The 18,465-nt window shown below is 70.4% G+C and carries 17 protein-coding genes and 2 pseudogenes; 10 read left to right on the top strand and 9 right to left on the bottom strand.

The window, feature by feature from the left end; translation table 11 throughout:
• Positions 1-76: 76 nt before the first annotated feature.
• The 4 genes and pseudogenes from DMC61_RS31245 to DMC61_RS31230 all read right to left on the bottom strand — a co-directional run.
• Positions 77-1,018 carry a TAXI family TRAP transporter solute-binding subunit gene (locus DMC61_RS31245; RefSeq protein WP_125693660.1) on the bottom strand — a complete coding sequence of 314 codons (942 nt, stop codon included), beginning with the start codon at positions 1,016-1,018 and terminating at the stop codon, positions 77-79.
• Positions 1,015-2,418, bottom strand: coding sequence for a HAMP domain-containing sensor histidine kinase (locus DMC61_RS31240; protein ID WP_125693658.1), 1,404 nt, complete (start codon positions 2,416-2,418; stop codon positions 1,015-1,017). The genes DMC61_RS31245 and DMC61_RS31240 overlap by 4 nt, the downstream gene beginning before the upstream one ends.
• Positions 2,419-2,421: 3 nt before the next feature.
• On the bottom strand, positions 2,422-3,090 hold the full coding sequence (locus tag DMC61_RS31235) for a response regulator transcription factor (RefSeq protein WP_043848110.1): 669 nt from the start codon (positions 3,088-3,090) through the stop codon (positions 2,422-2,424).
• Positions 3,091-3,136: 46 nt separating this feature from the next.
• Positions 3,137-4,459: pseudogene (locus DMC61_RS31230) on the bottom strand (MFS transporter); the annotation flags it as partial.
• A 192-nt stretch (positions 4,460-4,651) separates the two neighbouring features.
• Here DMC61_RS31230 and fabG point away from each other — a divergent pair.
• On the top strand, positions 4,652-5,356 hold the full coding sequence (gene fabG / locus DMC61_RS31225; protein ID WP_016334125.1) for a beta-ketoacyl-ACP reductase: 705 nt from the start codon (positions 4,652-4,654) through the stop codon (positions 5,354-5,356).
• 51 nt (positions 5,357-5,407) lie between these two features.
• On the top strand, positions 5,408-6,175 hold the full coding sequence (gene fabI, locus DMC61_RS31220; RefSeq protein ID WP_016334126.1) for an enoyl-ACP reductase FabI: 768 nt from the start codon (positions 5,408-5,410) through the stop codon (positions 6,173-6,175).
• Between the two features lie 64 nt (positions 6,176-6,239).
• On the opposite strand, the gene DMC61_RS31215 is transcribed toward fabI, so the two are convergent.
• From DMC61_RS31215 to DMC61_RS31205, 3 genes are all read right to left on the bottom strand, one after another.
• Positions 6,240-6,644, bottom strand: a complete 405-nt coding sequence (locus tag DMC61_RS31215; protein ID WP_125693656.1) for a nuclear transport factor 2 family protein — start codon at positions 6,642-6,644, stop codon at positions 6,240-6,242.
• 9 nt (positions 6,645-6,653) lie between these two features.
• Positions 6,654-7,835, bottom strand: a complete 1,182-nt coding sequence (locus DMC61_RS31210; RefSeq protein WP_125693654.1) for a Cmx/CmrA family chloramphenicol efflux MFS transporter — start codon at positions 7,833-7,835, stop codon at positions 6,654-6,656.
• A 72-nt stretch (positions 7,836-7,907) separates the two neighbouring features.
• The gene (locus DMC61_RS31205) at positions 7,908-8,492 is read right to left on the bottom strand and encodes a TetR/AcrR family transcriptional regulator (protein ID WP_125693652.1); all 585 of its coding nucleotides are present in this window, start codon (positions 8,490-8,492) and stop codon (positions 7,908-7,910) included.
• Positions 8,493-8,577: 85 nt separating this feature from the next.
• Here DMC61_RS31205 and DMC61_RS31200 point away from each other — a divergent pair, with 85 nt between their 5' ends.
• From DMC61_RS31200 to DMC61_RS42160, 3 genes and pseudogenes are all read left to right on the top strand, one after another.
• A complete protein-coding gene (locus tag DMC61_RS31200; protein ID WP_125693650.1) occupies positions 8,578-9,624 on the top strand; it encodes a ferrochelatase in 1,047 nt (348 codons plus the stop codon).
• Between the two features lie 405 nt (positions 9,625-10,029).
• A pseudogene (locus DMC61_RS41805) lies at positions 10,030-10,227 on the top strand (cold-shock protein); the annotation flags it as partial.
• Between the two features lie 30 nt (positions 10,228-10,257).
• The gene (locus DMC61_RS42160) at positions 10,258-10,968 is read left to right on the top strand and encodes a cold-shock protein (RefSeq protein WP_370456436.1); all 711 of its coding nucleotides are present in this window, start codon (positions 10,258-10,260) and stop codon (positions 10,966-10,968) included.
• 247 nt (positions 10,969-11,215) lie between these two features.
• Here DMC61_RS42160 and DMC61_RS31190 read toward each other — a convergent pair whose 3' ends face one another.
• On the bottom strand, positions 11,216-11,779 hold the full coding sequence (locus tag DMC61_RS31190; protein WP_125693646.1) for a TetR/AcrR family transcriptional regulator: 564 nt from the start codon (positions 11,777-11,779) through the stop codon (positions 11,216-11,218).
• 89 nt (positions 11,780-11,868) lie between these two features.
• Between DMC61_RS31190 and DMC61_RS31185 the strand changes: the two genes are divergently transcribed.
• Both DMC61_RS31185 and DMC61_RS31180 read left to right on the top strand, forming a co-directional pair.
• A complete protein-coding gene (locus tag DMC61_RS31185; RefSeq protein WP_125693740.1) occupies positions 11,869-12,753 on the top strand; it encodes an alpha/beta fold hydrolase in 885 nt (294 codons plus the stop codon).
• Positions 12,750-13,370, top strand: coding sequence for a VC0807 family protein (locus DMC61_RS31180; protein ID WP_125693644.1), 621 nt, complete (start codon positions 12,750-12,752; stop codon positions 13,368-13,370). The genes DMC61_RS31185 and DMC61_RS31180 overlap by 4 nt, the downstream gene beginning before the upstream one ends.
• Positions 13,371-13,374: 4 nt before the next feature.
• Here DMC61_RS31180 and DMC61_RS31175 read toward each other — a convergent pair whose 3' ends face one another.
• On the bottom strand, positions 13,375-14,172 hold the full coding sequence (locus DMC61_RS31175) for a hypothetical protein (protein WP_072027246.1): 798 nt from the start codon (positions 14,170-14,172) through the stop codon (positions 13,375-13,377).
• 132 nt (positions 14,173-14,304) lie between these two features.
• Between DMC61_RS31175 and DMC61_RS31170 the strand changes: the two genes are divergently transcribed.
• Genes DMC61_RS31170 through DMC61_RS31160 form a run of 3 tightly spaced genes read left to right on the top strand, consistent with a single transcriptional unit; the run spans position 14,305 to position 18,441 of the window.
• The gene (locus DMC61_RS31170; protein WP_125693642.1) at positions 14,305-15,702 is read left to right on the top strand and encodes an ATP-binding protein; all 1,398 of its coding nucleotides are present in this window, start codon (positions 14,305-14,307) and stop codon (positions 15,700-15,702) included.
• The gene (locus DMC61_RS31165) at positions 15,699-17,657 is read left to right on the top strand and encodes a VWA domain-containing protein (RefSeq protein ID WP_125693640.1); all 1,959 of its coding nucleotides are present in this window, start codon (positions 15,699-15,701) and stop codon (positions 17,655-17,657) included. Before DMC61_RS31170 ends, DMC61_RS31165 begins: the two co-directional genes overlap by 4 nt.
• 19 nt (positions 17,658-17,676) lie before the next feature.
• Positions 17,677-18,441 (top strand): MerR family transcriptional regulator, encoded by a 765-nt coding sequence (locus DMC61_RS31160; protein WP_125693638.1) that lies wholly within the window; start codon positions 17,677-17,679, stop codon positions 18,439-18,441.
• Positions 18,442-18,465: the final 24 nt, after the last annotated feature.

The raw sequence follows: 18,465 nt of genomic DNA, 5'->3' as shown, positions 1-18,465 counted from the left end.
CGGCCCGACGGCCGCCTGCTTCCGACCCTGGCAGCGCCCCGGTGCGACGCGCATCCCTCTGAAGATGGAGCCGTGATCACCCGTGCAGGGCACGGTAGGCCGAAGCGGCTCCGGGATGCAGCGGGACCTTTCCCGTGCCGATCAGCGTCCGGACGTCGAGGAACTGCGTCCCCACCGCGGCGGCGGGCACGAGATCGGCGGCGTGCCCGGCCAGGACCCGCGCCACCGCGGCCGCGACGTCATCGGGGAGCGAAGGGGCGGCCAGCAGCAGGTTCGCGACGCCGATCGTCCGCAGCTCGCCCACCCCTTGATAAGCCTGCGCCGGGACGTGGACCTGGTCGTACACCGGGCCGTATCCCGCGCGCAGGGCGGGGAGATGGGCATCGAGCGGGAGAAGGGTGATCGGGGTGGTCCGGTTCAGTTCGGTGAGCGCGGGGGTCGGGATCCCACCGGACCAGAGCAGTGCGTCGACCTCGTGCGCCGCCAGCGCGTTGATCGCTTCACCCAAAAGCAGGTTCCTGGCTTTCACCGGGACCCCGGCACGGGCGAACAGGCGCGTGCTGAACACCGCGACACCGGATCCGCTCGCGCCCATCGCCACCGGCCGCCCGGTCAGGTCGGCTAGTGTGCGCACTCCGCCGTCCACCCGGACGACGAGCTGGTGGTAGTTCTCGTAGACGCGGCCGATGGCCGAGAACTCGATCGGGACGGAGAACGGTTCCGCGCCGAGGAAAGCGGATTCGGCGACGTCTCCGAGGACGAGCCCGAGGTCGGCTCTACCGTCCCGTAGCCGCCGCAGGTTCTCGACGCTGGCTTCGGTGGCGACGGCGGTCGCCCGCAGCCGCGGCTCGGCCCGGTTCAGCTGCTGGGCGAGGAGTTCCGCGAAGGCCAGATAGAACCCGCCGTTCTCGCCCGCCGCGATGACGACCTCGCGTTCCGGGCCCCGGTAACCCGCGCTCGAACAGCCCGCGAGGGCCGCGAGCCCGGCGAGGAGCGCGGTGCGCCTGGTGACGGTCATGCCATTTCCCCTGTCGCGAGGGGCAGTTCGACGCGGACTTCGAGCCCGTGCGGTGCCGCCTCGCGCAGTTCGAGTTTCCCGCCCCTCGCGAGCACGTGCTGGCTCGCGATCGCGAGGCCGAGGCCCGTGCCGCGTGGGGCGCCGTCGCCACCGGCCCGCCAGAAGCGTTCGGTCGCGCGTTCGCGGTCCTCTTTGGACAGTCCGGGACCGTTGTCGGACACGAAGAGCGTCGCCGTCGTGTCAGCGGTTTCGTAGCCGGTGGTGATCGTGGCGCCGCGTCCCGCGTAGTGCACCGCGTTGTCCAGCAAGACGTCCAGCACTTGCGCCAGTTCGCTTTCCTCGCACCGCACCGGCACCGGCTCGTCGTGGCCTTCGGACGCCGCGAGTCCCACGCCGGCGTCTTCGGCCGCGGGCCGCCACGCGTCGACCCGTTCGGCCAGGACGGCGGGGAGATCGCAGGGTTCGTCACCGGATTCGCCCGCGGCGAGCCGGGTCGCGGCGCTTTCGGCGAGCGCCAGCGCGAGCAGCCCGTCGAGCAGGGACTCCAGGCGCTCGACCTCCGCGACGGTCGCCCGATAGGCCCGCTGACCGTCGCCGTCGACCTGCGCGGCGAGCGAATCGACCCGCAACCGCAAGGCGGCCATGGGATTCCGCAGCTGATGTGACGCGTCGGCGACCAGCCGCCGCTGCTGTTCGGACGCCTCGACGACGGCGTCGGACATCCGGTTGAACGACGTCGCGAGCGACCGCAGCTCACGGGGCCCGGCCCGGTCGGGGACCTGCGCGCGATGCCCTTCGGTCACCGCCTGCACGCCGGTCTCCAGTTCGTGCAGCGGCCGCACCATCCAGCGGGCCAGCAGGACCGCGAGCAGCACGGACACCGCCGCGACCAGCACCGCGCCCGCGACGATCGCGGCCCAGCGCGCGGCGACGTCGGCCGCCGCCGTGGTCACCGACGCGCGGAGCACGACCACACCGGCCACGCGGGTCCCGGTGCCCACCGGACGGGCGAAATGGACCGGATCGGCCGACCACGGGCTGAGCTGTTCCGGTCCCTTCGCGGGCTGATTGCGCAGCGCGGCCTCGACGAGCGAGCGGACCACCGGTTCCGCGGCGGTCATCCCGCCGGTCTCGACCAGCGGCACGCCCCGCGCGTCGACCACCACGACCGCTTCGCCGTATAACGACGAATACCGCGCGGCGTCGACCGCCAGCGCGGTCGGGTCGGCGGCGTCCACGGCCTGCTGGGCGAGGACGACGAAGCGGTCGACGTCGGCGTTGCGGGCGATCACGAGCTGCTGCGTGCGCTGGGCGGCGGTCGAACCGAACAGCGGGATCGCGAACGCGGCGACCACCGTCAGCGCGAGGGCCACGAGGACGACCAGCAGCCGGGTGCGCACCGGTCAGTCCCGGCCGAGCCGGTAGCCGAAGCCCCGGATGGTGGTCAGCAGGCCCGGCCGGTCGAGCTTCGCGCGCAGCTGGGTCAGGTGCACGTCGAGCGAACGGGAGACGGCGAGGTACGCGTCGCCCCAGACCTCGTCCATCAGCTGCTGGCGGCTCACCGCGGTACCCGGCCGGGCGGCGAGCACCGCCAGGACGGCGAACTCCTTGGCGGTGAGCCCGATGTCGTGCCCGTCCACCAGCACGCGCCGCGCGCCGAGGTCGATCTCGACGTCCTCGACGCGCACGACGCCGTCCTGCGGTGCGGCGGAGACGGTGGCGCGGCGGACGACCGCGTCCATCCTCGCCAGCAGTTCGGCGAGGCGGACCGGTTTCGTCAGGTAGTCGTCGGCACCGAGCCGCAGCCCGCGCACCACGGACCGTTCGTCCCCGCTCGCGGTGAGCACGAGCACCGGCACCGGCGACACCTGACGGACCTTCCTGAGCACGTCGAGCCCGTGCATGTCGGGCAGGTTGAGATCCAGCAGGATCACGTCGGCGGCCCGATGCCGGTGCAGCGCGTCGCTGCCGCGGATCGCGTGGGAGACGGTGTGGCCGCGTGACTGCAGCGCTTCGGCGAGCGCGTCGGCGACACCGGCGTCGTCCTCGACGAGCAGCACCCGCACGGCCACACCTTCCCGCCCAGCCTTCGCGGCCGGACACGAGCTCGGGCTCGGGCTGCTTCTTCTTGTCCAGCTCCGAGGTCTTCGAGGTTTCCCGCATTGTGCCGTACACGATCAGCGACACCAGGACACAGCCCGCGACGTAGTAGAAGAACACCGATTCGTGGCCGGCCCCCTTGAGCGCCTGCGCGATGAGCTCGGCGGTGCCGCCGAAGATCGCCACGGTGAGCGCGTAGGGGAGACCGACGCCGATCGCGCGGATCTTCGTCGGGAACAGCTCGGCCTTCACGATCGCGTTGATCGAGGTGTACCCGGTGACGATCACCAGCCCGGCCAGCATCAGCAGGAAGGCGAGCACCGGCTGGTTCGTCCCGCCCATCAGCGTCATGATCGGGACGGTCAGCAGCGTGCCGGCGATCCCGAAGAACATCAGCAGCGGACGACGGCCGATGCGGTCGGACAGCTTGCCCGCGAACGGCTGCAGGATCGCGGCGACGAGGATCGCGCAGAACAGGATCAGCGTGACCGTCCGGCGCGGGATGCCCGCGGTGTTCTCCATGAACTTCTGGCTGTAGGTGGCGAAGGTGTAGAACGACACCGTGCCGCCGAGGGTGAGGCCGACGACGAGCGCGATCTCCTTGGGGTACTTGATCAGCGCGCGCAGCGTGCCCTTGTCGCCCGCGTCCTTGCCGGTGCCGGAGGCCTTGGTCTCCTCGAAGCTGGCCGACTCGTCCATCCCGCGGCGCAGGACCATCACCACGACCGCGGCGAGCGCGCCGACGATGAAGGCGATCCGCCAGCCCCACGAGGTCAGCTGCTGCTCGGTCAGCACGGCCTGCAGGAGCAACTGGAGACCCAGCGCCAGCAACTGGCCGCCGTACAGCGTCACGTACTGGAAGCTGGAGTAGAAGCCGCGCTTGCCCGGAGTGGCCACTTCGGACAGATAGGTCGCGGAGGTCGAATACTCGCCGCCGACCGAGAGTCCCTGGACGAGCCGGGCCACCAGCAGCAGGATCGGCGCGGCGATCCCGATCGAGGCGTAGGTCGGTGTCACGGCGATCATCAGCGACCCCGTCGCCATCAACGTGACGGAAAGCACGAGTGCGCTTCGTCGCCCGAACCGGTCGGCGAACCGGCCGAGCATCCAGCCGCCGAGCGGCCGCATGAGGAAGCCGACGGCGAAGACCGCCGCGGTGCCGAGGAAGGCCGCCGTCGTGTCCTTGGTGGGGAAGAAGGACTTCGCGAAGTACGTGGTGAAGGCGGCGTAGGCGTACCAGTCGTACCACTCGACCAGGTTGCCGATCGAGCCGCGCAGCACGTTGCCGACGACTCGACGTTCGCTCACGGGCGGCGTGGATTCGCCGATCCGGGTTGTCATCTTTGACCTCCTGTGTTCCGGCTCACGGTGAACAATCCGTGACCGCCGGGCAAGGTTTCGGCGCGGTTCCTAACATCCGCTTAGGACGGTCGCGGTTACCCGGAGGTAGGGGTGGCGCGGCTCCGGCGCGAACCTGGCGAGCCGATAACCTCAGTGCCGTCAGCGCGACAAGACGAGGCGAGGAGAGCTGAAGTGGGACGGTCGGTACTGGTCACCGGCGGCAACCGCGGCATCGGTTTGGCGATCGCGAAGGACCTCGCGGCGCAGGGGCACAAGGTCGCGATCACGCACCGCGGTTCCGGCGCGCCCGAAGGCCTCTTCGGGGTGCAGGCCGACGTCACCGACGCCGAGCAGATCGACGCCGCGTTCAAGCTCGTCGAGGAGCACCAGGGCCCGGTCGAGGTCCTCGTCGCGAACGCCGGGATGACCGACGACACCCTCCTCATGCGCATGAGCGAAGAGCAGTTCACCCGCGTGGTCGACGCCAACCTCACCGGCGCGTACCGGGTGGCCAAGCGCGCCTCCCGCGGCATGCTGCGCGGCAAGTGGGGCCGCTACATCTTCATCTCGTCCGTCGTCGGCCTCACCGGTTCGGCCGGTCAGGTCAACTACGCGGCCAGCAAGGCGGGCCTCGTCGGGCTCGCCCGTTCGCTCGCGCGTGAGCTGGGCTCGCGCAACATCACCTCGAACGTCATCGCGCCGGGCTTCGTCGCCACGGACATGACCGACGAGCTCGGCGAGGACCGCAAGAAGGAGATCCTCGCCCAGGTTCCCTCCGGCCGGTACGCCGAGCCGTCGGAGATCGCCGCCGCCGTCCGCTACCTCGCCTCGGAAGAGGCCGGTTACGTCAACGGTGCGGTGCTGCCGGTCGACGGCGGCCTCGGCATGGGCCACTGACGTCCCCGTTTTCCCGTACCGATCGCAAAACCACTCCGGACTGGAGGTCCCGTGCCAGGACTGCTCGAAGGCAAGCGCCTGCTGATCACCGGCGTCATCACCGACGCCTCGCTCGCGTTCCACGCGGCCAAGATCGCGCAGCAGGAGGGCGCGAAGGTCGTGCTCACCGGCTTCGGCAGGCTGTCGCTCGTCGAGCGCATCGCCAAGCGGCTCCCCGAGCCGGCGCCGGTGCTGGAGCTGGACGTCACCAACCAGGAGCACCTCGACTCGCTCGCCGACCGCGTGCGTGAGCACGTCGACGGGCTCGACGGCGTGCTGCACTCGATCGGGTTCGCCCCGCAGTCCTGCCTCGGCGCGCCGTTCCTGGACGCGCCGGGCGAGGACGTGAAGGTCGCCGTCGACGTCTCGGCGTTCTCCTTCAAGGCCCTGGCCGTCGCGACGCTGCCGCTGCTCTCGCGCGGTTCGTCGATCGTCGGCATGGACTTCGACGCGCGCGTCGCGTGGCCCGTCTACAACTGGATGGGCGTGGCGAAGGCGGCGCTGGAGTCGGTGAACCGGTACCTGGCGCGCGACCTCGGCCCGAAGGGGATCCGGGTCAACCTGGTCAGCGCCGGTCCGATGAAGACCATGGCCGCGAAGTCGATCCCCGGCTTCTCCGAGCTGGAGGAGGGCTGGGGCGACCGCGCGCCGCTCGGCTGGGACAGCTCCGACCCGGACCCGACGGCGAAGTCCGTCTGCGCCGTCCTGTCGGACTGGCTGCCCGCCACCACCGGCTCGATGATCATGGTCGACGGCGGAGTGCACGCCCTCGGCATCTAGGTCTCGATGCGCGTGAAGGCCCCCTTCCCTCGGCTCAGCAGAGGGAAGGGGGCCTTCACGCGTGTCAGGGGAGGGCGGCGTTCGCGACGTGCCAGGAGTCTTCGAGCATGAGGTACTTGGTGATCCGGCCGTCGTCGTCCACCTCGAATTCGAGGCTGAAGGCCGTCTGGATCACCTTGCCGGTGCTGCGGATCGTCGAGCGCAGGTGGCCGATCGCGACGGCGTGACGTCCGTCGACGAAGACGCGCTCGACGTCGAACCGGTCCTTGATCAGCCCTTTGTCGAGCAGGTCGAAGAACTCGCGGACCTCCGCCCGGTTCCGGCGCGGGCCGATCCACGGGACCAGCTCGGTGGCGCCGGGGATGTCCCACGCGACACTGTCGGCGAAGAGTTCCGTGGCGCCGTCAGCGTCCCCTGTGGACATTCGGCGGAAGAACTCGTCGAGGGTGGCCTTGGTTCGTTCGGACATTATTTCTCCTTACTGGGTAACGGGTTCGCGGAGCAGACGGGTGTCGTCGGTGCGCTGGACACCGGCGGCGAAGGTGAGGGCGACGACGGTGGCGACCCCGAGCCCGACGCTCACCCACGCCACGCTCGGATAGCCGAGACCGGCGTCGATCGACTCGCCGCCGAGCCACGGGCCGACCGTGTTGCCGACGTTGAACGCGGCGGTCGTGCTCGCGCCGACGAGCGTGGGCGCGTTGCCCGCCACGGCGAAGGCGCGGACGTTCAAGGCGGGATTGACCCCGAAGCCGGCGACGCCGAACAGGAACACGGCGAGGATCGCGAGCGGGGTCGCCGGGCCGGAGATCGCGAGCAGGATCAGGGCGACCAGTGCGACGGCGAGGCCGCCGTAGAGGGTCGCGAAGGGCCTCGCGTCGGCGAGCCTGCCGCCGGCGGTGATCCCGATCAGCGCGCCGAGCCCGAACAGGGAGAGCACGCCCGGCACCCAGCTCTCCGGCAGCCCGGCGACCTCGGTCAGCAGGGGCGCGAGGTAGCTGAAGGTCGCGAAGATCATCGCCTGCGCGAGCGCGATCACGCCGAGCGCCAGCCAGAACCGGCCGCCTCGGTAGAGCCGCAATTCGGTCGCGACGTCGGTCTTGTCCTCGCCGTTCTGGGTCTCCGGGACCAGGGCGAAGACGCCGATCAGCGCGATCACGGTCAGCGCCGTGACCGCCCAGAACGCCGCCCGCCAGCCCGCGTGCTGGCCGAGGAAGGTCCCGGCGGGGACACCGGCGATGTTCGCGACGGTGAGGCCGCCGACCAGGATGGCCAGCGCGCGGCCGCGGCGCTCCACCGGGACGAGCGCGACCGCCGTGGCCGCCGCGACCGCCCAGAACCCGGCGCAGGCGACCGCGCTGACGACGCGCGTCGCGAAGAGCAGGGCGTACCCCGAGCCCAGTGCGCCGACGACGTGCGAGAGCCCGAAGACGACGAGCAGGGCCATGAGTGTGGCGCGCCTCGGCACCCTCAGCGTCGCGATCGCGAGCAGGGGAGCGCCGACGACCATGCCGATCGCGAAGGCCGAGATGAGCAGCCCGGCCTCCGGGATGCCGACGTCCAGATCGGCCGCCATCCCCGGTAGCAGGCCGGTGATCATGAACTCGGAGGTGCCGAGCGCGAACACGCTCAGTCCGAGTACGCAGACCGCCAAAGGCACGGGAATTCCCTCCAGTTTTGTATCGTTCAGTCCAAAATGTGGGCAGCGTTGCGCACAAGGGGTTGTTTCGGTCTACTTCGCGGCGATCGCGTCCAGCGCGATGGCCGCGACGGCCTCCATGGCCGCTCGACCGGCGCCACGACGGGACATCAGCCGGAGCCCGGCGACCGTGCTGTGCGCGAACTCGGCGACGGCGCCGGGCTCGCGACGGCCGTCTATCGTCCCGTCGAGTTGTCCTTCCTTGGCGCAGGCCGAAAGAAGGGCGAGGTGCCGCCGGGTGTCGGCGTCGATCCGCGCCTTGATCTCGGGATCGCGCCCGCCGAACTCCGCCACCGTGTTGACCACGAGGCAGCCCCGGCCGTGATGCTCGACTTCCTCGTCGATCGTGTACGCGAACAGGGCACGGAACCGCTCGACGCCGGTCCCGGATTCCCCCAGTAGGGCGGTCCTGGCCGTGATTCCGCGTTCGGCGTAGTGGTCGAGCGCGCGCATGAACAGCGCGTGCTTGCTGGTGAAGGTGTTGTAGATGCTGCTGCGGCCCAAACCGGTGGCTTCGCAGAGGGCCTGTGTCGACGTGCCCTCGTAACCGCGTGCCCAGAACGCGTCCATGGCGCGCCCGACCGCGGCGCGCTCGTCGAATTCCTTCGGCCTGGCCATGGAAGTGACCGTACCAGGTTTTGGATCGGTCGGTTCAAAATGGGCCGGGTCAGCGTGCGGGGCGCCACAGCGGCAAGATGGCAGGGTGGGTTACGACGCGCTGCTTTGGCTTTCGTTCGGTGGTCCCGAGGGACCCGACGAGGTGATGCCGTTCCTGGAGAACGTCACGCGGGGACGGGGGGTCCCCCGGGAACGGCTGCTCGAAGTCTCCGAGCACTACCAGCACTTCGGCGGGGTCTCGCCGATCAACCGGCTGAACCGGGACGCGATCTCCGCGGTCGAGAAGCAACTCGCGGCCGCCGGGATCGATCTGCCCGTCCACTTCGGCAACCGCAACTGGCGGCCGATGGTCGAGGACACCCTGGCCGAAATCACCGAGGCGGGTGCCCAGCGCGTCCTGGTGTTCCCCACGAGCGCGTACGGCGGCTATTCCGCCTGCCGCCAGTACGACGAGGACATCGAGCGTGCCCGTGCGTCGGTCGGCGACGGTGCGCCGGAGCTGGTGAAGCTGCGGCAGTTCTTCGACCACCCGCTGTTCATCGCCGCCTTCGCCGACGCCGTCCGGGCCGCGCACGCGAAACTGGGGAACCAGGCCGGGACCAGGACGGTTTTCTGCGCGCACTCGGTGCCCGAGTCGGCCGACAAGGCGTCCGGCCCGCCGTCGGAAGGCGGACGGCGTTACTCGCGCCAGATCGCCGAAGCGGCCCGGCTCGTCGCGGCCGAAGCGGGGATCGAGACCTACGACGTCGTCTGGCAGTCGCGCTCCGGCCCGCCGCAGGTGCCGTGGCTGGAGCCGGACATCGTCGACCACATCGACGCGCTGCACGAGGAAGGTGTCACCTCGGTGGTGGTCTGCCCGGTCGGTTTCGTGTCCGACCACCTCGAGGTGATCTGGGACCTCGACAACGAAGCCGCCGAGCGGGCCGCGGAGCACGGCATGGGCTTCGCGCGGGCCGCCACGCCGGACACCGACCCGCGGTTCGCCGAACTCGTCGTGGAACTGATCCGGGAGCACATCGAAGGGGCGCCGGCGCGGAAGCTTTCGTCGTTCCCGGCGGCCGGGTGCACGATCAACGGGGCGCCTTGCGCGGTGGGCTGCTGCGAGCCCGCGAAGAGGCCCGCGCGTCCGTAAGTGGTACAGCCCTCGTGAACGGAATGACGGTTCTATTTGAGAGGCAAGTCGAACATGGCGTGATGGAGATGGTGGCGAGAGCATGCTCACCACAGAGACCTGGCGCGCTCTTGACTGTCCACAAGGGACACATTCAGAGGCAAAATGTCCGATTTGGTCACTTTGTGCAGAGGTCGTGAGTGATTTGGGTGGTTCTAACCCTCATTATCACTCACGACCCCGTCCAGAAACGGACATAAAGGTATCAATTGGACGCCCGATCGACGCGATATGTCCCTTGTGGACACTTGAACCAACGGCCCGCCCCTGGCTCCGCATCGCCCGCCTGTGGGCCCGGCCTGACGGGCCGGAGGTCTGTCAGGGAGACTGTGGGTTAGTGCCCGCCCTCTCGACCTGGAGTCTTTTATGCCGCAAGGGACCGTCCGCTGGTTCGACGCCGAACGGGGTTTCGGCTTCCTCGCGCCCGAGGACGGCTCGCCGGACGTGTTCGTGCACGCCTCCGAGATCGTCGAGGACGGCGGCGCGAGAGTGCTCCGCGAGGGGCAGGCCGTCGTGTTCGAGGTCGGCGAGAACGACCGCGGGCCCCAGGCGCTGCGCGTTCGCGTCACCGCCGATGCGGCCACCGGCAGCACCGTGGGCCTGCTCGGCACCATCAACTGGTACGAGCCGGGCAAGGGGTACGGCTTCGCGTCGCCGGACGGCGGCGGCGCCGACATCTTCGTGCACAGCTCCGCCATCGTTACCGGCGGCGTGGTCACCGAGGGGCAGCGGGTGGCCTTCCTGATCGTCGAAGGCGAGCGCGGCCCGCAGGCCGGGCACGTGATCCCGCTGGGAGCAGGGGCCGGCGCACCCGCTGCGGCTGGTATCGCGGACGGTGCCGACGGCACGGTGGCCTGGTACGACGAGGACAAGGGCTTCGGCTTCATCAACCCCGACTCCGGCGCCGGGGACGTCTTCGTTCACGCCCGGGCCCTGGCCGAGGGGTTGACGTGGCTCGCGGAGGGCGACCGCGTCGCCTACGAGGTGACTAGTGGAGACAAGGGCCCACAGGCCCGCGACGTGCACCTGGTCCGGGGCGCCGAGCCCCAGACGGCGCCGCAGCGGTCGGCACCTGCAGGGCCGGCGGCGCGGGACGTGCCCGTACGAGGCGGCGAGGGCGTCGTCGCGCGCTACGACGGCGACCGCGGCTTCGGCTTCATCACCCCGGACGCAGGCGGCGACGATCTCTTCGCCCACGCGTCCGTGATCATGGGGTCGGAGCCGCTGCAGAAGGGTGACCGGGTCCGGTACGCGGTGCGTCAGAGCGACCGGGGCCCGCAGGCCGACCGCGTCGAACGCCTCTGAAGAGGCGGCCCTGCCGATGGCTGATCACTTCCGATCCGGGGCGCCTCTTAAGTTTTGAGACCAGGTCTAACCCGAATCGCCACTCACGACCACCGGGTTGGGTCCCTGAAGTACATGAAGGCCCCCTTCCTTGCGCCTGGCGCAAGGAAGGGGGCCTTCATGTACTTGGGGAAAGTGTGAAGGCCGAGTTTCTTCGGCTGAGCCGAGTGGTGGGGTTGCGGCAGACCCGGCCAGTGATCTGCCAGGGTCAGGTGGCAATCCTCGACAAGTGCAGATCGATCAGGGCGATGGCCTCGTCGCCGGATTGGTAACCGAGCAACACCGCGTCACCGAGACCGGAAACCAGGGACAGCAGCAGGACGGCTTCCGTGGCCGGGTCGATGGACTGAACGAGCTCGCCGTCTGTCTGGGCGGCGGAGAGCAGAGCCGCCACCGCGTCGCGAAGCAGCCCATGGCCGGTCCGGAAGTGCCCGGCGATCTCAGGATCCTTCAGGGCGCGCACCAGGAAGGCGTTGGCGACCAGCGCGTCGTCCCGGCCCGCGTCGTCGAGGGGGAGCAAGGCGATGAGCAGGTCCCGGACACGAAGCGGGGTGGCGATGCGCTCCTCGAGTCCACCTCGCAGGGTGGTCGCCGCGAAGCGCAGCATGTCGTCCCGTGAAGCGAAGTAGTGCTGGACGAACCCCTTCGAGATTCCGGCTTCGGCCGCGACTTCGTTCAGGCTGACCCCTTCGAGCCCCCGGTCGGCCGCGATGCGGCGAACGGCCGCGGCGATCTGCCGCCGCCGGTCCTCGTGATCGACTCGCTTGGGCACGCACTGCTCCTTTTGACAGTCCGATCGGATTGCAAACTTCTGACGAACCTGTTTACAATCCGATCGTACCGTAAAGAGGAGGGGTGCGAATGAAGGTGGGCGGTTTCGCCTCGTCGGCGGCGCGAGCCGAGTACGAGGCCGTTTACGACCGAGGTTTGGCGGCTTTGCCCGCGCCGGCCGGGGTGCACGACATCCAGACGGCGTTCGGGGTGGCGCGCGTGTACCGGTTCGGGCAGCCGGGTGGGACACCGATCGTGCTGCTGCCCGGTCGCGCGGGGACCGCGGTGATGTGGGAACCCAACCTCACGGCGCTGCTCGGGCACGGCGAGGTCTACGCGGTGGACCTCATCGGCGAGGCGGGGCGCAGCGAACAGACCGCGCCGATCCGTGATGGCGTGGATCAAGCCGCGTGGTTGACGACGGTGCTTGAGGCACTCGACCTGACGTCCGTGCACCTGATCGGGTATTCATTCGGGGGCTGGCTCGCCGCCAACCTCGCGGTGCGGGCGCCGGAACGGCTGAGGTCGCTCACCGTGATCGACCCCGTGCTGACCTTCGGCGGGCTGACGCCGGGTCTCGTCGTCCGAGCGACCCTCGCCGCGATCCCCGGCATCAACCGATGGGCCCGCCCTTCGTTCCTCGACTGGATTTCCGGCGGCGCGGAGGTCGACGCCACGGATCCCGTCGCGCGGGTGATCGACGAGGGGATGCGGACCTACCGCATCGCCTTGCCATCGCCCAGGTTGTTCACCGACGAGCAGTTGCGCTCGCTGCGGATGCCCGTGCTGGCCCTGATCGCCGGGCGCAGCGTCATCCACGATCCCGCCCGCGCCGCCGCCCGTGCTCGCGAGCTCCTGGCGCGGGGACAGGTCGAACTGTGGCCGTCGGCGACCCACGCCATCGCCGGCGAATCCGCGGCCGAGGTCAACGCGCGCGTCCTGAAGTTCCTGACCGACTGCGAAGCGGGCTCGTGACCGCGCGCGGCAAGAACCCCACGCTGTCGTTGCTGCTCTGGGACGTCGCGCTTCCGCTGGCCGCCTACTACGGGCTCCGGCTCGCCGGCCAGAGCGAGCAGATCTCGCTGCTGGCCGGGGCTGGTGCGGCCGCGGCGCGGATCGCGTGGGTCGCCGTCCGCGACCGGTCTTTCGACGGCTTCGCCGCGTTGCTGGCCGGTGTGCTCGGGGTCGGGCTCGTGCTCTCGCTGGTCACCGGTGACGCGAAGTTCCTGCTGCTGAAGGAATCCTTCGCCACCGCGACCGCCGCGATCGTGCTGTTGCTGAGCTGCTTCAGCCGCACGCCCATGGTGCTCGTCGCCGTGCGGGCCGGTTCCAGTGCGGCGAAACGCGCGGAGATCGACCGGCTCGGCGACGAGGTCCCCGCTTTCCGGCGTGCGTTCACCCGGATGTCGGCGGTGTGGGGAATCGCGCTGCTGCTGGAGGCCGCGGTCCGGGTGCCGCTGGTCTACACCCTGTCGGCCGACGTGATGAACGCGCTGAGCGTGATCCTGCTGCTCGCCGTCATCGGCGGGCTCTCGCTGTGGTCCGTCCGCTATGCCGAAAAAATCCAGAAAAGGCATACGGTGGCCACCTGAGGACCTACGGGTGCCTGTCCGCCTGCTCGGCGAACACCCGCACCGCTTCGTTGATCGCCGCGCATCGGGCGTTGCGGACGGCTTCGGTCAGCGGCCGCAGGGCCTCCGCCCGCCGCAGCGCCGCCGACGACGAGAGCGCTCCGCCCGGATCGTCGGATTCCGCGATGGCGAGGATCGCCGCGATCTCCTGGGATCGTTGGAGCACCCGAAGCGCCCGGCTGGGCATTCCGGCGGGCCAGGGCGCGTCGGTGGCCGCCCGGAGCCTTGCGGAGAGCTCCGCTCGCACCCCTGGCCGTTCGCTGGCGACGTCCAACGCCTGCAGCGCACCAGCGCTCGCGCGGATCGCGTCGGTCAGGCCGTGTTCGGCCTCGCCCAGCGGGCGGTATTCGAGGACGCCCGGCATGGGCACCGAGTACACGGTCCAGCGCATGAGACCTTCGGCGATCGCCTCGGGGACCACCCCGTAGCCGAGATCCGGCAGCACGACGGCCTCACCGGTCCGCAGCGCGGCCTCGGCGAACGGGCCGCGGCCACCCAGCCCCCGGACGTCACCGGGCACCGGGAGCAGCAGCTGCATGCTCTTGGCCCCCTGCGCGCGCAGGGCGAGCAGCAGCTGGACCGGGGTCGCGGCCCGGTTGAACGCGAGCGGCAGGTCGAACGCCTCGGCGGCCGCCGCGTCCGCGGCGACGAAGTCGTGGGCTTCGCCCCAGACCTGCAGGGCGTCAAGGACGTCGTCGGAGGCCGCGGCTCCGTTCAGCCACGCCGAAGACCAGACCGCGAGGGTCGCACTAGGACGGCACACCGGACTGATTTTAGTCGTGTTCCGGCGAAACCCGGCTATGGGAGGGTTAACCCCGGCTTGCCGTTCGCGATCGCCGGAGCTGGAGTTGGTTCACGTCGACAGCGACCACGCCCGCGACGTAGCGTCGAACGGGTGAACGATGTTCCCGCAAACCTGCCCCGGACCGCCGGGGACCTCCGCGCGGCGGGTCACCTGCCGCGGTCGATCAACCAAGAACTGCACGACAACCTGCTGGCCAAGCTCCGTGCCGGCGAAGACGCCTGGCCCGGCATCGTCGGCTTCTCGCGCACCGTGCTGCCCCAGCTGGAACGCGCGCTGCTGGCCGGCCACGATGTCGTCCTCCTCGGCGAGCGCGGCCAGGGCAAGACCAGGCTGCTGCGTACCCTCGCGGGACTTCTCGACGAATGGACGCCCGTCATCGAGGGTGCCGAACTGGGCGAGCACCCGCTCGACCCGATCACCCCGGAGTCGCGCCGCCGTGCCGCCGAACTCGGCGACGCCCTCCCGGTGACCTGGCGCCACCGGGACGAGCGGTACACCGAGAAGCTGGCCACACCGGACACCTCGGTCGGCGACCTGATCGGCGACGTCGACCCGGTGAAGGTCGCGGAAGGCCGCAGCCTCGGCGATCCCGAGACCATCCACTTCGGACTCGTTCCGCGCGCCCACCGCGGCATCGTGGCGATCAACGAGCTGCCGGACCTCGCCGAACGCATCCAGGTCGCGCTGCTGAACGTGATGGAGGAACGCGACATCCAGGTGCGCGGCTACACCCTGCGCCTGCCGCTGGACGTGCTGCTGGTGGCGACCGCCAACCCGGAGGACTACACCAACCGCGGCCGCATCATCACCCCGCTCAAGGACCGGTTCGGCGCCGAGATCCGCACCCACTACCCGCTCGACGTCGAGGCGGAGATCGCGGTCGTCCGGCAGGAGGCCCATCTGGTCGCCGAGGTCGGCGAGCCGCTGCTGGAGGTGCTCGCGCGGTTCGTGCGGAACCTGCGGGAGTCGCCGGCGATCGACCAGCGGTCCGGGGTTTCGGCCCGGTTCGCCGTCGCGGCGGCGGAAACGGTCGGCGCCGCGGCGTTGCGCCGCTCCGCGCTGACCGGTGAGGAGCCCGCGGTGGCGCGCCCGGTCGATCTCGACGCCGTCCCCGCCGTCCTGCGCGGCAAGCTCGAATTCGAGCCGGGGGAGGAGGGACGCGAGACCGAACACCTCGTGCATCTGCTGCGCCGGGCGGTCGCGGAGACGGCCCGCTCGCGGTTCGCAGGTCTGGACCTGCTGCCGCTGGCCGACGCCGTCGAGTCCGGGCATCTGGTGGCCACCGGGGAACGCGTACCCGGCAAGGACGTCCTCGCCGCGCTGCCCGAACTGCCGGTGCTGCACGACGTCGCGGCGCGTGCGGGCGTCGCGCCGGACGAACCGGCGGGGCGGATCGCGGCCGCGGTCGAGCTGGCGCTGGAATCCCTGTTCCTGTCGAGGAGACTCGCCAAGGACTCGGACGACTCGACCACCGTCTACGGCCGATGAGCTTCCTCCCGGAGGGCTATTCGTACGGGCCGTGGCACGACGGCCCCGATCCGCTGGCGCCGCCTGCCGACCTGCGCGACGCGCTCGACGAGATCGGCCGCGACGTCATGGCGGGCGCCTCGCCCCGGTCCGCGCTCGAAGAGCTGTTGCGGCGCGGAACACCTCGCACCGCGGGGCTCGACGAGCTGACCAGGCGGCTCTGGCAGCGCCGGTCGGAGATCCAGCGCAGGCACCGGCTCGACGGCACGCTCCAAGAGGTCCAACGGCTTCTCGACCAGGCGCTGGAGGCCGAGCGGCGCGAGCTGTTCCCCGACCCGGACGACGACGCCCGGTTCCGCGAGGCACAGCTGGACGCGTTGCCGCCGGGGACGGCCGCGGCGGTGCGCGAACTCGCCGAGTACGACTGGCGTTCGCGGGAGGGCAGGGAGAACTACGAGAAGATCCGTGACCTGCTCGGCCGTGAGCTGCTGGATTCCCGGTTCGAAGGGATGAAGGAGGCACTGCGGAACGCCGGGCCGGAACAGGTCGAGCAGGCGAACCGCATGCTCGCCGACCTCAACGACCTTCTGTCCGCGCACGCCCAGGGCCGCGACGACGTCCCGGAGCGGTTCGCGGAGTTCATGCGTCAGCACGGCGAGTTCTTCCCCGAGAACCCGAAGAACGTGGAAGAGCTGATCGACGTCCTCGCCGCCCGTGCCGCGGCCGCGCAGCGGATGCTGAACTCGATGACTCCCGAACAGCGGGCCGAACTGGCCGAGCTGTCACAGCAGGCGTTCGGCGACCCGCGGCTCGCGCAGCAACTGTCCACTTTGGATGCCCAGCTGCGAGCGCTGCGGCCCGGTGAGGATTGGACGTCTTCGGAACGGTTCCGTGGCAACGATCCGATGGGCCTCGGTGAAGGTGCCCGGGCGATGTCCGATCTCGCCGAACTGGACGCGCTGGCCGAACAACTCGGCCAGTCGTATCCCGGCGCCAGGCTGGAGGACATCGACGTCGACGCGCTGATGCGCCAGCTCGGACCGGAGGCCGGCGTCGACGCGCGGCGGTTGTCCGAACTGGAGCGTGAACTCCGGCGGCAAGGGCTCTTCGAACGGGCTCCCGACGGCACGCTTCGCCTGTCTCCCAAGGCTTTGCGCCGGCTGGGGGAGACCGCGCTCGCGGACGTAGTGAACTCGCTGCGCGGGAAGACCGGGCAGCGGGAGACCGAGTCCGCCGGCGCCGCGGGCGAACCGACCGGGGCGACCAGGCCGTGGCGGTTCGGGGACATGCAGCCGTGGGACGTCTCCAGGACGGTCCGCAACTCCGTCCTCCGCTCGGTTTCGATGGGGGAGCGATCGGTCCGGATGGACGTTTCCGACGTCGAGGTGATCGAGACCGAGCACCGGTCGCGCGCGGCGGTGGCGTTGCTCGTGGACACCTCGTGGTCGATGGTGCAGGAGGGCCGCTGGCTGCCGATGAAGCGGACGGCGCTCGCGCTGCACCAGCTGATCAGCACCCGATTCCGCAACGACGCTCTCCAGCTGATCACCTTCGGCCGGTACGCCACTTCGGTCGAACTGGCCGAACTGGTGGGCCTGGAAGGCGCTTGGGAACAGGGCACCAACGCCCACCACGCCCTGCTCCTGGCCGGACGGCATCTGCGGCGGCATCCCGACGCGCAGCCGGTGGTCCTGATGGTCACCGACGGCGAGCCGACCGCACACCTGGAACCGGACGGATCGGCGGAATTCGACTATCCGCCCCAGCCGAGGACACTGCTGAAGACCTTGTCCGAAGTGGACCGGATGGCGAAGCTGGGTGCGTCGGTGACGGTGTTCCGGCTCGGGGACGACCCGCGGCTGACGGAGTTCGTCGACCTGCTCGCCCGCCGCTCCGGCGGCCGGGTGGTCGCTCCGGACCTCGACGGGCTCGGTGCCGCCGTGGTCGGCGACTACCTGCGGACCAGGAAGCGCTGAACTCGCCTACGCTGGCCCGATGGGGTACTCGGTCGGGAAGGTCGCGGCGCTCTCGGGTGTCACCGTGCGCACGCTGCACCACTACGACGAGATCGGCCTGCTGTCCCCGAGCGGGCGGACTGCGGCGGGTTATCGCAGCTACAGCGACGACGACCTCGACCGGCTCCAGCGCGTCCTGTTCTACCGGGAGCTCGGGTTCGGCCTCGACACGATCGCGAAGGTGATCGAAGACCCGGGTGTCGACGCGCTGGAGCACCTGCGGCGTCAGCGCGCGTTGCTCGCCGAACGGATCGGTGAGCTGACGCGGATGGCCGAATCCGTCGAGCGGGTGATCGCGGCGAAGGAGGTCGGGAACGCGCTGACCCCGGAGGAGCGGTTCGAGGTCTTCGGCGAGTTCCGCGAGCCGGAGGGCTACGCGGAGGAGGCCGTCCGTCGATGGGGTGAGACGCCGCAGTGGCGGGCGGCGGCCGTGCCGCGGTCCAAGGAGGACTGGATCGAGGCGGAGAAGATCCGGGAGGACTGGGTCCGGCGGCTGCTCGCCGTCTTCGACTCGGGCGCGCCCGCCGTCAGCGTCCCGGCCATGGACCTCGCCGAGGAACACCGCCGGATGCTCGCGGCGTTCATGGGCGACTGTGACCTCGCCACGCACCGTGAGCTCGCCGGGCTGTACGCGACCGAACCGGTCCAGCTCGGCTTCCTGGTGCGTGAGCCGGACCAGCGGCCGGGCCTCGGCGAGTACATCCGGGACGCCGTCCACGCCAACGCGGACCGGGCCGCCGGATAGCGATTCCGGTTACTCCGGCCGTGT

The sequence above is a fragment of the Amycolatopsis sp. WAC 04169 genome (assembly GCF_003947535.1).
GTDB classification, from domain to species: domain Bacteria; phylum Actinomycetota; class Actinomycetes; order Mycobacteriales; family Pseudonocardiaceae; genus Amycolatopsis; species Amycolatopsis keratiniphila.
This window is presented reverse-complemented; position numbering and strand designations above follow the sequence as displayed.

Excerpts from the sequence above, each read along its gene's own strand:
- DMC61_RS31215 (WP_125693656.1), bottom strand. The coding sequence starts at position 6,644 with ATGTCCGAACGAACCAAGGCCACCCTCGACGAGTTCTTCCGCCGAATG.
- DMC61_RS31160 (WP_125693638.1), top strand. The coding sequence starts at position 17,677 with ATGGGGTACTCGGTCGGGAAGGTCGCGGCGCTCTCGGGTGTCACCGTG.
- DMC61_RS31205 (WP_125693652.1), bottom strand. The coding sequence starts at position 8,492 with ATGGCCAGGCCGAAGGAATTCGACGAGCGCGCCGCGGTCGGGCGCGCC.
- DMC61_RS31245 (WP_125693660.1), bottom strand. The coding sequence starts at position 1,018 with ATGACCGTCACCAGGCGCACCGCGCTCCTCGCCGGGCTCGCGGCCCTC.
- DMC61_RS31185 (WP_125693740.1), top strand. The coding sequence starts at position 11,869 with ATGAAGGTGGGCGGTTTCGCCTCGTCGGCGGCGCGAGCCGAGTACGAG.
- DMC61_RS31165 (WP_125693640.1), top strand. The coding sequence starts at position 15,699 with ATGAGCTTCCTCCCGGAGGGCTATTCGTACGGGCCGTGGCACGACGGC.